Genomic DNA, 14245 nt, shown 5'->3' with positions numbered 1-14245 from the left:
CGCGGTGCTCGTGCGACGCTCGCCCCGTGCCCGACTACTACCGCGACCTGGCCGCCGACTACCACTGGATCTTCCCCGACGAGGTTGTGAACCATCCCGGCGTGATCGGGGGCACCTCCACCGACAGCCGGGAGCTCATCGAGGCCGTCGTCGAGGCCCTGCCGCCCGGCGCCACCGTGCTGGACTGCGCCTGCGGCATCGGGACGGACGCCATGGCTCTGGGGCACGCCGGGTTCCAGGTGACCGCCACGGACGGCAGCCCCGCGATGGCGGCGGAGGCGCGTCGTCGCCTGCCCGCCGAATTGGAGGTGCTCACCTGCAGGTGGGAGGACCTGCCCGCGGTCGTGACCGGGCGGTTCGAGCTGGTTCTGTGCCTGGGCAACTCCCTGGTCCACACGGGGTCGCACAAGGCCATGGTGACCGCTCTGGCGGGGATGCGTCAGATGTTGTCCCCCACGGGCACGCTGATCGTCGACTCCCGCAACTGGGAGCTGCTCTACCGGGAACGGCCCCGGATCGTGGCCGCCGACCGGGTGCGCCGGCGGGACGGCATGCGGGCCACGTGCGTGTACGTCTGGACCATCCCCGAGAGCTTCGGCGAGCCGTGCCAGGCGGAGCTCCTGTTCCTGATGGAGCACCCGGACGGCGGCCTCACCCACCGGCGCCACCCCCTCGAGTTCCAGCCGTTCAAGCCCGCCGATCTGGAGGCGCGGCTCGTCGAGGCCGGGTTCGCCGTCGCCGGCTCCTCCTACCGCCAGGACGCCCAGCGGTACGCCATCGCGGCGACCAGGGCCGAGCACCTGAGCTAAGGGACGAGCACGACCTTGCCGGTTGTCGCCCTGGTCTCGAGGGCGGCGTGGGCGGCCGCGGCCTGCGCGAGCGGGAACGTCCGCACGGCGGGCACCAGCGTGCCCTCGGCGGCCGCCGCCAGCGCGCGGACCTCGTACTCCGGCCTCGTGTTCGGGCCGCTGAGCAGCAGCATCAGGGCGTTGGTGACCGTGATGTCCCGCTCCTCGACCGTCTGGGGGGCCGGCCGGAAGTCCTGCTGCGAGGCGTTGCCGATGGTCACGTACCGGCCGCCGTCGGCCAGCAGCTCGAACGCGGCCCGCGCCTTGTCGCCTCCGACCCCGTCGAGCAGGGCCGTGACCGCGCGGCCACCCAGCTCCTTGGCGACGCTCTCCTCCCAGGAGGGCTGTTCGTAGTCGACGGCGATGTCCGCGCCCAGCTCCCGTACGGCCGCCGCCTTGGCGGGGCCGCCGGCCGCGCCGATGACCTTGGCGCCGAGGCCGTGGGCGTACTGGACGAGCAGACGCCCGATGCCGCCGGCCGCCGAGGTCACCAGTACGACGTCGGACGAGGTGAGCTTGGCCACGTCCAGGAACTGCAGCGCCGTCACCCCGGTGACGATCATGGCCACCGCCGTCTCGTAGCTGATGGTGATCGGGTGGACGGACGCCACGTCCGCCACCACCAGCTCGGCGTAGCCGCCGGGCTTGCCGTACGCGGTCACCACATCGCGCCCGATCCAGGACGGATCGACTCCTGGACCCACCTCATCCACGCGTCCCGCCACCTCGCCGCCGAAGATCGTCGGCAGCTCGGGCTGTGGCGGCAGCGACTCACTGGCCCGCCCCGACCGCAAGATCGTCTCGACCAGGTGTACACCGGCCGCTTTTACCGCGATGCGCACCTGGCCGGGGCCTGGCACGGGATCAGGGACGGTTTCGTAGCGCAGGTTCTCGGCGGGGCCGAAGGTGTGCAGGACGACGGCATGCATGGTGCTCTCCCGAAGGCAGGGGTCAACTCGTGCTTCGAGCCTGCAACCTCAACCATGCTTGATGTCAAACCACGCCTAGCCGGTTGTTCCTTGGGCGCGGCGGCCCATCCGGAAGACGGCCAGTGGGCGCCGCAGTGCGGTGATGTCGGAGAGCGGGTCGCCCGCCACGGCTAACAGGTCCGCGTCGAACCCGGGCGCGATCCTGCCCTTGCGCTCTCCCACCCGGCAGACGCCGGCCGCGACCGAAGTGATCGACCGCAGCACGTCGATGGGCGCGTACCCCTGCTCGACCAGCATCTCGGCCCCGTACGGCAGCACTCCGTGCGGCTTGGGCGGCCCGATCCCCGCGTCCGTCCCGATGACGAAGTCCGCCCCGGCGGCGCGGATCGCCCGCAGCGCCTCCGCTATGCCCGCGATCCGCTGCTGGATGCGCGGTGGCGGCGGCACCGGGCTCGGCGCCAGTCCCGCCGTGAGGGACACGACGACGTCGGAGGCGGCCAGCCGCGCGATGAGCCCGTAGTCCACCACATAGGAGTCCTCGGTGAAGAACGAGCAGTGCTCGATCGAGTCGAACCCGGCCTCCATGGCGTGCGCGATCCCCTCCGCGCAGTGGGCGTGCCCGGTGATCGGCAGGCCGTGGGCGTGCGCCTCGTCGGCCGCCGCCTTCAGCTCGGCGGGGCCGTACTGGACCAGGTGAGAGTGCGTGCCGGGCGTCATCTCGCCGCCCGTCACCATCATCTTGATCACGTGGACGCCGCGTGCCGCCCGTTCCCGTACGGCCTCGCGCACCCCCTGCTCGCCCGCCGCCTCGCCGCCCAGGAACCAGCAGTGCCCCTTGGGCGTGGTGATCGGCGGCCCGGCGGAGAGGATCTCCGGCCCCTCGGGCCCGAGCCCGAGTCCGAGCGCCAGATAGTCCCGGTCGCCCAGGTCGCGTACCGTCGTCACCCCGGCCGCGAGGTGCTGCCGGGCGGCCGACCGCATCCGGTCGGCGAGCCCCGGCAGCTCCAGCGTCCCCACGACGTCGTGGCCGGCGTCGAAGGCCAGGTGGACGTGACAGTCGATGAGCCCGGGCAGGAGCGTGGCATCGCCCAGGTCGACCGTGGCGGGCACGTCGGCGGTGACGCCGGTGATGCGCCCGTCCTCGACGATCACCACCTGGTCATGGTGCATTTCCCGGCCGTCGAAGAGACGGCGAGTGCGTATCGCCAGCATGCCGCCACCGTCGCAAACCTGCGCCGGGATCGCCTGAGTATGCCCTACCTAATCCGAGGCGGTGAGGCAGGCCCAGCAGCTCAGCGCTCCGGTTGCCGGGTTCGGCTTGGAAGACGACCAGGGTGAGGCCGTCGGCGCCCGCTGATGGCGAGCTTGTTCGCGCCATCCACCCCGAGGAACAGCGGGGTACTGCTACCGGGAACGTGTACGCCCGACACTGTCCATATGGAAAGAAGTGAAATGTCGAACAACATCCCCGGCGGGGATCTCACGCTTGCCGACGGCCTCACCCTCAACCGCATGGGGTACGGCGCCATGCAACTCGCCGGCCCCGGCGTCTTCGGGCCGCCCGAAGACCGCGGCCAGGCCATCGCCGTGCTCCGCGAAGCCGTCGATCTGGGCATCAACCACATCGACACCAGCGACTTCTACGGGCCGACCGTGGTCAACGAGCTCATCAAGGAGGCCCTGCACCCGTACCCGGAGGATCTGCACATCGTCACCAAGGTCGGCGCGCGTCGTGGCGAGGACGCGAGCTGGATCCCCTCGCTCGACCCCGAGGACCTCAAGGCCCAGGTGCACGAGAACCTCCAGCACCTCGGCGTGGACGTTCTCGACGTCGTCAACCTGCGCTTGGGCTCGCACGAGGGAAGCACCGACGAGTCCATCGCCGAGCAGTTCGGCGCTCTGGCCGAACTGCGGCAGAAAGGCCTGATCCGCCACCTCGGCCTCAGCGGCGCCTCCACGGTCCAGCTCACCGAGGCGCAGGGCATCGCGCCCGTCGTCACCGTGCAGAACCTCTACAACCTGGCCAAGCGGCAGGACGACGCCCTCGTCGACCGGTGCGCGGCCGAGAACATCGCCTTCGCCGCGTTCTTCCCTCTCGGCGGGTTCAGTCCGCTCCAGTCGGAGACGCTCTCCAACGTGGCCGCCCGCCTGGGCGCCTCACCGCAGCAGGTCGCCCTGGCCTGGCTGCTGCAGCGCTCGGCAACCACCGTCCTCATCCCGGGGACCTCGTCCGTGGCCCATCTGCGCGAGAACGTCGCCGCGGCGGACCTGGTCCTGCCCGCGGACGCGGTCGCGGAGCTCGACACCATCGGCGGGTAACCGGTCCCGTGACGTCAAAGGGGTGTGCGGGTTTCGCCCCTGATCCCGTCGCCGGAAGGCGTTCGCGCTGCTGTCCGCCCTAGAGATCGTGCTCGCCTGCGACAGCCCGTTCGTCGTCTCGATGCCGTGCGAGAAAAGTGTCGGTGGCGTGGTGTTGAATCGCCGGCATGGAAACGCACGCGCGTCGAGGGCTGTTCTGGGAGCTGGTCGCGGGGCGGACGGCGCCTTCGCCGGCGGCGGAGACGCTGGGCTGGGAGCTGCTGAGCGTCGACCCCGAGCAGGGCACCATCGAGGTGGCCTTCCACGCGAGCGAGCGCTTCGTCAACCCCGTGGGCGTGGTCCAGGGCGGGTTCCTGGCCGCGATGCTCGACGACACCCTGGGCCCGGCGCTGGTCGCGACGCTGCCGGAGGGGGAGTTCGCGCCGACGCTCGACTTACACGTCCAGTTCCTGCGCCCCGCCCGGCCGGGCCGGCTCGTGGGCAGGGGCCGGGTCGTGCGGCGCGGCAGCCAGGTGTGCTTCATGTCCGGCGAGCTCCTCGGGCCCGACGGCGAGCCCGTGGCCGTGGCGACCGCGACCGCGCAGATCCGGGCGATCAGGGCCTAGGGAGCCGCTCGCGGTAGACGTTCCTGGCGCGCTCGTAGAGGTCCAGGTGGTCGTCCAGCTGCGCGGCGCCCTCGAACGTGCCGTGCTCCGGCAGCAGCACCTCCAGCCGGTCCAGCCAGGCCAGGCACCAGCGCACGTCCGGCTCCCTGGCCACGTGCCCGCCCGCGACGTCCACATAGACCGGGCTGGTGTGCGCGTATGCGCCGGCCCCGTGCAGGGTGCGCGGATGCGCGCCGCCTGAGGCGATCGCGACCACGTACGTCGGCTCGCTCACCACCGTCGTGGCGACCAGCCGCCCGGGCGGCCCCTGCGCGAGCACGCCCTCCGCGGTGCGGATCTCCAGCGACTCCACCTCGGGTCCGATCGAGGAGACCACGATCTCCACCCGCTGCCCCGGCGCCAGCTCCAGCGTGTCGCCGGGCCCGTGGCCGTTCACGGTGAGCTCGAGCCACGGTCCGGTGGTGGCGAAGGTGCGGCCGAGCAGGATCGCCTCGGCGTAGGACTCGGCGGTGAGCGGGCCCGCGACGTTGGCGTACACGCGCTCCCATCCCGGGGGGCTGGAGGCGGTGCCGCGGCGGCAGAAGGAGAGCACGGCGTCGGTGCCCGCGGTGACCGCGAGCCGGTTGCCCGCGCCGATCAGGCGGCGGTAGACGCCGGCGGTGGCGTGGACCGAGGAGTGGTTGAGCACGTCGAGGGTGTCGATCAGGCCGAGCGCGGCGTCCGCGACGATCTCCCTGGCCGCGCAGTTGCGCCCATCGCTGAGCACCACGTCCGGCGGGTCACCGTCGGAGAACGCGGTGTGGAACGGGTGTCCGTATCCCGTCAGCCCGCCGAGCGCTCTCAGCTCCTCCAAGGCGACCGCGTTGGGCGGCCAGTCGGCTGTGCCCTGGAACCCGGTGTGGTAGTGCCGCGGCGGCTCCCGCAGGCCGAACGCGGTGAGGTGGCCCACGACGTCGTTGCGGTACTCGACGCCGATCCTTGCCAGGTGCCTGTCGTCGGACCACGGCAGGTCCTCGCCCGCCCAGTGCGCCAGCGCCTCGACGTCGTAGACGCGTTCGCTCGCGACGTTGCCCGCCACGAGGTTGAGCACGTGCAGGTCCTCGCCGTGCTGTGCCGCCGCGGCCAGCGCGGGCGCGGCCGGCTCCTCGCCCATCCAGTTGAGGTGTACGTGCAGGTCGCCGCCGTACCAGCCGCGGGCCGCAGCGTCGTACAGGCGCTCGGGTGCCAGCTCGACGAGGGTCTCCGCGCCCGCTTCCGGGGTGAGGACGACCTCGGAGGTGGTGTACTCCATGCCCCTCGCCACCGTCACCGTGATCGGCTCGGCGGGCACCGCGACCACGAGATCGTCGCCGTGGAAGTACGGCCTGCGCCGGGCGTCCTTCTTGGGCGGGGCGCCGTCCGGATACCAGCCCTGCCCGTTCGCGCCCGCCACGCTCCACCGGCACGGGAAACCCGCCCGCACCCTGATCGTGGCCGCCTCCGCCCGCCTGCACAGCGGCGACAGATCGACGGGCTGCCCGCCCACGCTGACGTCCCGCTCCAGCCCCACCACTCTGGCGCCGTGGGGCGCCACCTCGTACGGCATGCCGTCCACCACGACCGTGACGGGCTTGTCCGTACTGGAGTCCAGCAACAGCGACGTGCGGAAGGGCCGGTCGCCCAGCACCACCTGCGTGTCGGCCTCCAGCGCGAACCCCTCGGGCGTCAGGCGCAGCGCGGCCAGGTTGTCCAGCACGTCGCCGGCGAGGGAGTCGCGCACGGCCCGCTCCGGATCCACCTCGTCGAGGTGGTCCTCGATCTGCTCCGGGGGATAGCGCTCGGTCAGCTGCCGCCGCGCCGCGTTCCAGTAGTTGTAGCGGGGGTCGAGGAAGACGGTGGCCCAGGCCTGGGCGACGTACGTGATGGGCGGCTCGCCCCAGCAGGGGCCGTGGGCGTCACGCAGCTCGCGGTAGTCGGCCAGCGCACGAGCCACGGGGCCGGGTAGCAGCGGATCGTCACTCATCGGACACCCCCTGGATTCGGACGTGTCGTCATCGTGACACGAATCGCCATCTGGGGGTACGGGGACGCCATGACGAACATCATCGATCGCGAAGCCGTACAGGACCTGATCGCCACCGGGCAGGCCCAGCTCGTCGAGGTGCTGCCGGCGGAGGAGTACGCGTGGGCGCACCTGCCCAAGGCTGTCAACCTGCCGCTGGCCGCGATGGACACGAGGGCCGGCGAGCTCGACCGGGAGCGGCCCGTCATCGTCTACTGCCACGACTGGCTCTGCGACCTGAGCCCGCGGGCCGCCCACCGGCTCGACCGCCTCGGGTTCCGCGAGGTGTGCGACTACCGGCTGGGCAAGATGGACTGGCTCGCGGCGGACCTGCCGTACGAGGGCAGCGCCGAGCTGGTGTCGCGGAACCTGCGCCGCGACCCCGTGACGGCGGCGCTCGACGACCCGCTGGACGAGCTCACCGAGCGCATCATCGCCGACCCGGCCGGGCTCGCCGTCGTGGTGGACGAGGACGACGTGGTCCAGGGCGTGGTCGGGTCCCGCGAGCTCAAGGGCGCCGACCTGGACAGCACCGCCGAACGGGTCATGCGCGTCGGCGTGACCACGGTGCGGCCGAGCGAGCAGCTCGGACCGCTGATCCAGCGGATGGACCGTGCCAAAGTGGACCACGTCGTCGTCACCCAGATCGACGGGAGGCTGGTGGGCCTGTTCGGGCTGGGCGACGTGCGCTCGCCCGAAACCGAGTCCGACCTGGGCTGACGACCTGGGCTAACGGCGTGGGTCAACCACGCCGGTTCAAACGGAAGTTGGGCTGCCCCGGCACGCCCGGCCGCGCGTCGAGCGACTTGTCGTCGAGGACCTGTACCACGTCCTCCGCGACGAACACGCGCACGTCCTCCTTCTCGACCACCTGGTCACCCGCGTGCGGCGTGCTCGCCAGAGACAGCTCGAGCGTCCCGGCCTCATCGGGTTTCGGGGAGATGCGCAGGCCCGCGTCGGCGGGCACGTCCTCTCCGACCATCAGATCGCGAATCGCCACGACGGCGTTCTCAGTCAATGTCAGCACAGCGAGCTCCTTCGCCATCGACGAACCCTTCGCCTCCCCCACGACCTCGGTCCCAAACCCGGCATGTCACCACAGGCGTCGGGTAGCGGAGCGGACATGGGTAAGACCGACAAAGCCGTCCTCGACGTCCTGCTCGATCGCTTCGGCCGGACGTTCGCCAAAGAGGCCGGAATCAAGCTCGCCGACCAGCCCAAGCCGCTGTACCAGCTGCTCGTCCTGGCCACCCTGCTGAGCGCCCGCATCTCGGCCGAGGTCGCGGTCGCGGCCGCCAAAGAGCTGTTCAAGGCGGGGTACGGCACCCCGAAGGCGATGCTGGACGCGAGCTGGCAGGACCGCGTGGACGCGCTGGGCCGCGGCCACTACCGCCGCTACGACGAGCGCACCTCGACCATGCTGGGCAACGCCGCCGAGCTGCTCCTGGAACGCTGGAAGGGCGACCTGCGCCGCCTGCGCGAGGAGGCCGGCGGGGATGCCCGCAGGATCACGGAACTGCTGATGGAGTTCCCCGGTATCGGCCCCACGGGGGCCGACATCTTCCTGCGCGAGGTCCAGGCCGTGTGGCCCCAGGTCGCCCCGCACCTGGACAAACGGGTCCTGGACGGCGCGGAGAAGCTCGGGCTGCCGCGCCAGGAGCGCCCGCTGGCCCGGCTGGCCCACTCGAACGACGAACTGGCCCGGCTGTCGGCGGCGCTCGTACGGGTGTCGCGGAGCAAGAAGACGGTGGACGAGGTGATGTCCGCTGCCCACTGACCGGCCACAAAGGGACGTCCTCACGGACGGAAGTGGGCGTGGCTCACGCGACGCTCCCCGATCGTGGGTGCCGTGGCCGGGCGCGGGTGCTCTGTTAGGTTCGGTCCATGGGTGAGTTTGTGAGCGTCGAGGTGGCCGACCAGATCGCCACGATCCGTCTTGACCGTCCGAAGATGAACGCCCTCAACGGCCAGGTCCAGCGGGAGATCGCCGAGGCGGCCCGCGAGGTGGACGCCGACCCGCAGGTGCAGGCGGTGATCGTCTACGGCGGTGAGAAGGTCTTCGCCGCCGGCGCCGACATCAAAGAGATGGCCGACATGTCCTACGCCGACATGGCCGCCCACTCCCGTACGCTCCAGTCCTGCTTCACGACGGTCGCGCAGATCGGCAAGCCGGTCATCGCCGCCATCGCCGGCTACGCCCTGGGCGGCGGTTGCGAGCTCGCCCTCTGCGCCGACTTCCGGGTCGCGGGGGAGTCGGCCAAGCTGGGCCAGCCGGAGATCACGCTCGGCATCATCCCCGGCGCGGGAGGCACACAGCGGCTGCCCCGCCTGATCGGCCCGGCCCGAGCCAAGGACCTGATCTTCACGGGCCGCCACGTGCCCGCCTCGGAAGCGCTCGCGATGGGCCTGGTGGACCGGGTGGTGCCCGACGAGCAGGTCTACACGGCCGCCCTGGAGTGGGCCGCCACGTTCGTCGGCGGCCCCACGGTCGCGCTCCGCGCCGCCAAGCAGGCCATTGACCAGGGCCTGGAAGCCGACCTCGACACCGGTCTCGAAGTCGAGCGCCTGCAGTTCTCCGGCCTCTTCGCCACGGACGACGCGAAGATCGGCATGCGGGCGTTCACGGAGAAGGCCAAGCCCAAATTCACGGGTCGTTAGCGAAAAGTCGACCCATTCGGATAGCTCGTCCTTTCGGGCGCGGGTTTGCCAGTATGGTGGCGTTTCATGATGCGCGTCCTGGTCCCTGCCCGGCTCCGGAAGGCCGTGCGTACGTGGTTCGACTCCCGCTACATCTCCATTTCCGATCACCGTCAGGACATCAGGGACGCGCTCTGGGAGGTCCAGACACTGAGGCGGGAAATGGCGACCCTCCAGAGCGAGGTCGAGCGCCTCAGGAACGCCCGCCCGGCGGCGATCGGCAAGGCCGACAAGGCGAAGATCGACGACGCCCACCGGCTCGCCCAGGAGACGGCGAAGGCGCTGGACGGCGTGCTCCAGAACGAGGTCCTGGTCTGGCAGGCCATCGACGACCTCCGCGCCGGCCGTACCTCTGAGAAGCCGGGGGAGCAGCCGTGCGCGTGAGCTGGGCCGGCACGAGCCTGACCTTCCGCCTCGACGCGGAGGACGAGATCACGGGCAAGGCCTCCGACGAGCATCCCATCAAGCTCGCCACCAACTCCTGTTCCATCGGCGGCGTCCCCGACGACGCCCACCCTGACCTCTTCGCCGTCGCGGCCTGGACGGTCGTGGCGCCGTGGACCAGGAAGCGGATCGCCTTCGACCGCGCCATCTCGGCCCAGGTGGCCGAGGCGCTGCACGCCGGTTGGGGTATCGAGGCGGGCCCGGTGGGGGCGGAGCCGCGCCAGGCCGGCGGCAGGCTCGCGATCTCGTACAGCGGTGGCGCGGACTCCGTGGCGGCGGCCACGATCTACCCTGAGGCGCCCTTCGTCCATTTCCGGCGGGTGCCCCATCCGCGCGTACCCAACCGCTGGTCCCACTACCGGTCGGACGTCCTGGCCAAACTCGCCGCGAAGACGGGGCGCGAGCTGAGCACGGTCACGTCCGACCTCGAGTTCACGCTCGCCGAGCCCCGCCCCGGCTACCCGGAGCACCACGCGGTCGCGGCGGGCGCGTTGCTGCTGGCCGACCAGCTGGACCTCGGCGGCCTGGGCTTCGGCTACGAGCTCGGTTCGCGCTGGCTCGGCGGGGGCCGCTACCTGTGGCGCTACACCCCCGACAACCCCATGTGGTCGCCGCACGGCAGGTGGGGCCGGCTGTTCGCCGCCGCCGGCGTGCACATCGTGCTGCCCGTCGGCGGGGTGAGCGAGGCGACCACGATGCGCCTGGCCCTGGGCTCAGACCTCAAGGACCACGTGCGCTGGTGCCTGCGCGGCACCGACGGACCCTGCCGTACGTGCGGCAAGTGCCTCTACAAGGAGCTCATCCAGGCCGCCGTCGAGCGGCGCCCGCTCGACACCCCCATCACCGCCGACCGCCCGGTCGCCCGGAAGTGGCTCAAGAAGCCGCCGTACGGGGGGATGGAGATGATCCAGTACGGGCTGGCGCGCGTGCCCGGCATCGAGAACACGGTCTTCGGGGGGACGCTCGACTACTTCGACGTCACGGAGGAGTCCACGAGCTGGCTCGACCACTGCTACCCGCGGGCCCTTGACGAGATCCCCGCCCAGTGGCGCGGCGAGGCGACGGCGTTCGTCACGGAGCACGTCGGGATGATGACGGAGGACGAAGTCCGCCAGGTGGAGACATGGGGCTCCTGACCCCGGGCGACGTCGGCGGTGTGGTGCCCGGCCGCGCGTCCTGCTCCAGTCCCCAAAGGGAACCCGGGCGTCGGCGGATTCAGTGTGGCAGTTGAGGAAGTAGGCAGGCGTGAAGGTTTATCTGTCGGTGGACATGGAGGGCGTGACGGGGTTGACCGACCCCGAGGAGATGCACGCCGGTAAGCGCGGTTACGAACGCGGCTGCGAGCTGATGACCGCCGACGCCAACGCCGCCATCGAGGGGGCGTTCGACGCCGGGGCGGCCGGTGTGCTGGTCAACGACGCCCACGGGTCCACGAAGAACCTCAGGATCGACCTGCTGGATCCCCGGGCGAGCCTCATCCGCGGCCCTGGGAAGGCGCAGCGGATGGCTCAGGGACTCGACGGATCGTTCCAGGCCGCCTGCTTCGTGGGCTACCACGCCCGCGCGGGCGTCCAGGACGGCGTCCTGAACCACACCTGGATGGGCAAGGAGATCCAGAACGTCTACCTCAACGGCGACCTGTGCGGCGAGACGCGGCTGGTCGCGGCGTGCGCCGGGTTCCACGGGGTGCCGGTCGTGCTGGTCACCGGGGACGAGGCCGTCGGCGCGGAGGCGCGTGAGTTGCTGGGCGACGTCGAGACGGTGGCGGTGAAGAAGGGGATCGACAAATTCTCGGCCGAGTTGCTGCCGCCCAGTGTCGCCCAGGCGAGGATTCGTGAGGCGACGGGGCGAGCGCTCCGCCGGTTGACCGACTTCACGCCGTATCAGGTGGCGGCGCCGTACACGCTCGGGGTGGAGTGGAACTCCACGGCCATCGCCGCCGCCGTGTCGCTCGTCCCGGGGGTGAAGTCGGTGGGGTCGCGTCACACGGAGTTCACGACTGACGACTTCACACAGATCATGGCGCTGTTCGGCATCTTCGCCACCATCGGCGGCCAGGTCGCCTGCGGCAGCGGCCCGTACGGCTGAGGCCGCGGGTGCGCAGTGCTTGGTGACCGGTTGTCGGGCGTAGGGAGCGGGTGACGTGGAAGGGGCGGCGCTGACCCGGCGGGGGTTGCTCGTCGGGATCGGGGCGGTGGGCGGCGCGGGAGCCATGTACGCCGCCATGGGCGCGCTCGGTCTGGCACCGTCCGAGCAGGACAAGCAGTTCGTCGCCCCCAGGCCTGGCGACTTCGGCCTGCGCGGCAAAGGGGCGGCGAAGGTCGTGATCCTCGGCGCCGGGGTGGCGGGGCTGACGGCCGCGTACGAGCTGGGCAAGGCCGGGTACGACTGCACGCTGCTCGAAGCCAGTGACAGGGTGGGCGGGCGGAACCTCACGCTGCGCGGCGGCGACCGGCTGGCCGAGCTCAACGGCCCTGCCCAGGACGTGAAGTTCGGCGAGGGCGTCTACTTCAACGCGGGCCCCGGCCGGATCGCCCAGTGGATGGTGACGCTGGACTACTGCCGCGAGCTGGGCATCCCCATCGAGACCTTCGTCAACAACAACGCCGCCGCCTACGTGCACACCAACGGCCAGACGATGCGGGCACGCACGGCCCGAGCGGATATGTACGGCTATATCGCAGAATTATTGGCAAAAGCGACAAATGTCGGCGCGCTGGACAGAACCATCACCAAGAACGACCAGGAAAGGCTGCTCGACTTCCTCAGAAGGTTCGGTGACCTGGGCCCCAAGCTTGAGTACGAAGGGTCCATGCGGCGCGGGTTCATGAAATATCCGGCAATAGACACCGGCACCCCGCTGGCCGCCCCCGGCCCGCTCCACCAGGTCCTCGCCGCGGGCACCGGCCGGGCCATCACCAACGACTTCGGCTACGAACAGGCCACCCCCATGTTCCAGCCGGTCGGCGGCATGGACGCCATCGTCACGAAGCTGACGGAGGCAGTGGGCAAGGACCGGATCAAGACCGGCGCCAGGGTCACCAAGATCACCAACCTCGAGGACGGTGTGGAAGTCCTCTATGAGGGCGGCAGCATCAAGGCCGACTACTGCATCGCCGCCCTCCCGCCCCACCTCCTCGCCAAGATCCCGCACAACCTCGGCGCCCAGGTCACCACCGCGCTCAGGACCCCGATCCCGGTCGCCGCCGGCAAGATCGGCTTGGAGTACGGCAAGCGCTGGTGGGAGCTGGAGGACCGCGTCTACGGCGGCGTGACCGAGACCGACCTGGACATCACGCACATCTGGTACCCGTCCTACGGCTATCACTCGGAACGTGGCCTCCTCGTCGGCTACTACAACACCGAGAAGAACGCCGAGCTGTACGGAGCCCTCACCCCTGAGGACAGAAGGCGCAGAGCGCTCACCCAGGGCAAGAAGATCCACGGCGACAAGTACCGCCAGAACCTTCTCTCCAGCGTCTCCGTCGCCTGGGACCGCCAGCAGCACATCCAGGGAGGCTGGGTGCGCTGGCCGGACTTTGATTCGTCCTTCACTTTTCTGCAACGCCCCGCCGGAAGGGTTTACTTCGCGGGCGACTGGCTCACCCATCTGATCGCCTGGCAGGCGGGGGCCATGGAGTCGGCCCGCGGCGTCGTCACCCAACTGCACCAGCGAGTGCTGCAGTCCGCGTGACGCCGCACGCTGCTCCCGGTACCGGAGTTAGGGTCCTGGGAGAAAGCGATCGAGGAGATGGGATGGCGTTGAACTGGGTGCCCGCGACCGAACGGACCGACCTGCTGGCCGATCCCGTGGTGCGGGCCGTGGGGGACATAGAGGGTGCCGAGGTGGCCGAGATCGACCCGGAGCTGGCCGACACGGCGGCGTTCTGCGAGCGGTACGGCGTGACACTCGACGAGTCGGCCAACTGCGTGGTCGTGGCGGCCAAGCGGGGCGGTGAGACGCGTTACGCCGCCTGCATGGTGCTCGCGACGATGCGCGTGGACGTCAACGGCGTGGTGCGCAGGCATCTCGACGCCCGCAAGGCGAGTTTCGCGCCTATGGCCGACGCGGTCGAGCTGACCGGGATGGAATATGGCGGCATCACCCCGCTCGGCCTGCCGGGCGACTGGCCGATCCTGGTCGACACGCACGTCGCCGAGCACCCGAGGGTGGTGATCGGGAGCGGCGTGCGTAGATCGAAACTGGCCGTGTCCGGCGCCGCGCTGGCCGGGCTGAAGAGCGCCGAGGTGCTGCCGTTGACCGGCTGAGGGAAAACTGAAGCCGATTCGAGACCGTTGGATGGGAAACCGATGGCCCCTTTCTGGACGTTGTACGAGTGGGAATGTGGCCTCATGGTTCAT

The 14245-nt window shown here is 70.6% G+C and carries 15 protein-coding genes; 11 read left to right on the top strand and 4 right to left on the bottom strand.

The genetic code is table 11. The features are described from left to right. Nucleotides 1–26: 26 nt before the first annotated feature. Nucleotides 27–809 carry a class I SAM-dependent methyltransferase gene (locus ACQPWU_RS50980; RefSeq protein WP_433433829.1) on the top strand — a complete coding sequence of 261 codons (783 nt, stop codon included), beginning with the start codon at nucleotides 27–29 and terminating at the stop codon, nucleotides 807–809. Here the strand turns inward: ACQPWU_RS50980 and ACQPWU_RS50975 are convergent. Together ACQPWU_RS50975 and ACQPWU_RS50970 are read right to left on the bottom strand one after the other, a co-directional pair. Then, the gene (locus tag ACQPWU_RS50975) at nucleotides 806–1777 is read right to left on the bottom strand and encodes a zinc-binding dehydrogenase (protein WP_433433827.1); all 972 of its coding nucleotides are present in this window, start codon (nucleotides 1775–1777) and stop codon (nucleotides 806–808) included. The two genes, ACQPWU_RS50980 and ACQPWU_RS50975, sit on opposite strands and share 4 nt — an antisense overlap. Nucleotides 1778–1852: 75 nt before the next feature. Beyond that, entirely contained in the window at nucleotides 1853–2989 is a 1137-nt protein-coding gene (locus tag ACQPWU_RS50970; protein ID WP_433433825.1) for an amidohydrolase family protein, read from the bottom strand. A 240-nt stretch (nucleotides 2990–3229) separates the two neighbouring features. Here ACQPWU_RS50970 and ACQPWU_RS50965 point away from each other — a divergent pair, with 240 nt between their 5' ends. Both ACQPWU_RS50965 and ACQPWU_RS50960 read left to right on the top strand, forming a co-directional pair. After that, on the top strand, nucleotides 3230–4096 hold the full coding sequence (locus tag ACQPWU_RS50965) for an oxidoreductase (RefSeq protein ID WP_433433823.1): 867 nt from the start codon (nucleotides 3230–3232) through the stop codon (nucleotides 4094–4096). A 167-nt stretch (nucleotides 4097–4263) separates the two neighbouring features. After that, nucleotides 4264–4701 carry a PaaI family thioesterase gene (locus ACQPWU_RS50960; RefSeq protein ID WP_433433821.1) on the top strand — a complete coding sequence of 146 codons (438 nt, stop codon included), beginning with the start codon at nucleotides 4264–4266 and terminating at the stop codon, nucleotides 4699–4701. Here ACQPWU_RS50960 and ACQPWU_RS50955 read toward each other — a convergent pair. Beyond that, nucleotides 4691–6703, bottom strand: a complete 2013-nt coding sequence (locus tag ACQPWU_RS50955) for a CehA/McbA family metallohydrolase (protein ID WP_433433820.1) — start codon at nucleotides 6701–6703, stop codon at nucleotides 4691–4693. The two genes, ACQPWU_RS50960 and ACQPWU_RS50955, sit on opposite strands and share 11 nt — an antisense overlap. 33 nt (nucleotides 6704–6736) lie before the next feature. Between ACQPWU_RS50955 and ACQPWU_RS50950 the strand changes: the two genes are divergently transcribed. Beyond that, nucleotides 6737–7462 (top strand): rhodanese-like domain-containing protein, encoded by a 726-nt coding sequence (locus ACQPWU_RS50950; protein ID WP_433433818.1) that lies wholly within the window; start codon nucleotides 6737–6739, stop codon nucleotides 7460–7462. 22 nt (nucleotides 7463–7484) lie between these two features. On the opposite strand, the gene ACQPWU_RS50945 is transcribed toward ACQPWU_RS50950, so the two are convergent. After that, the gene (locus ACQPWU_RS50945) at nucleotides 7485–7787 is read right to left on the bottom strand and encodes a Fe-S cluster assembly protein HesB (RefSeq protein ID WP_433433816.1); all 303 of its coding nucleotides are present in this window, start codon (nucleotides 7785–7787) and stop codon (nucleotides 7485–7487) included. 78 nt (nucleotides 7788–7865) lie between these two features. Here ACQPWU_RS50945 and ACQPWU_RS50940 point away from each other — a divergent pair, with 78 nt between their 5' ends. The 7 genes from ACQPWU_RS50940 (at nucleotide 7866) to ACQPWU_RS50910 (ending at nucleotide 14152) form a co-directional block, all read left to right on the top strand. Continuing rightward, on the top strand, nucleotides 7866–8519 hold the full coding sequence (locus tag ACQPWU_RS50940; protein ID WP_433433814.1) for an endonuclease: 654 nt from the start codon (nucleotides 7866–7868) through the stop codon (nucleotides 8517–8519). A 107-nt stretch (nucleotides 8520–8626) separates the two neighbouring features. After that, nucleotides 8627–9400, top strand: a complete 774-nt coding sequence (locus tag ACQPWU_RS50935) for an enoyl-CoA hydratase/isomerase family protein (RefSeq protein WP_433433812.1) — start codon at nucleotides 8627–8629, stop codon at nucleotides 9398–9400. A gap of 66 nt (nucleotides 9401–9466) precedes the next feature. After that, nucleotides 9467–9823, top strand: coding sequence for a hypothetical protein (locus ACQPWU_RS50930; RefSeq protein WP_360693882.1), 357 nt, complete (start codon nucleotides 9467–9469; stop codon nucleotides 9821–9823). Then, a complete protein-coding gene (locus ACQPWU_RS50925; RefSeq protein ID WP_433433810.1) occupies nucleotides 9814–11019 on the top strand; it encodes a DUF6395 domain-containing protein in 1206 nt (401 codons plus the stop codon). The genes ACQPWU_RS50930 and ACQPWU_RS50925 overlap by 10 nt, the downstream gene beginning before the upstream one ends. 109 nt (nucleotides 11020–11128) lie before the next feature. Beyond that, a complete protein-coding gene (locus ACQPWU_RS50920; protein WP_433433808.1) occupies nucleotides 11129–11971 on the top strand; it encodes a M55 family metallopeptidase in 843 nt (280 codons plus the stop codon). A gap of 55 nt (nucleotides 11972–12026) precedes the next feature. Beyond that, complete coding sequence (locus tag ACQPWU_RS50915) at nucleotides 12027–13577, top strand: flavin monoamine oxidase family protein (protein ID WP_433433806.1); 1551 nt, start codon at nucleotides 12027–12029, stop codon at nucleotides 13575–13577. A gap of 62 nt (nucleotides 13578–13639) precedes the next feature. Further along, nucleotides 13640–14152: a YbaK/EbsC family protein gene (locus ACQPWU_RS50910; RefSeq protein ID WP_433433804.1), complete on the top strand. Its 513-nt coding sequence runs from the start codon at nucleotides 13640–13642 to the stop codon at nucleotides 14150–14152. The last annotated feature ends 93 nt before the right edge of the window (nucleotides 14153–14245 follow it).

It is taken from the genome of Nonomuraea sp. CA-141351 (assembly GCF_050944675.1).
Classification (GTDB): Bacteria; Actinomycetota; Actinomycetes; order Streptosporangiales; family Streptosporangiaceae; genus Nonomuraea.
This window is presented reverse-complemented; position numbering and strand designations above follow the sequence as displayed.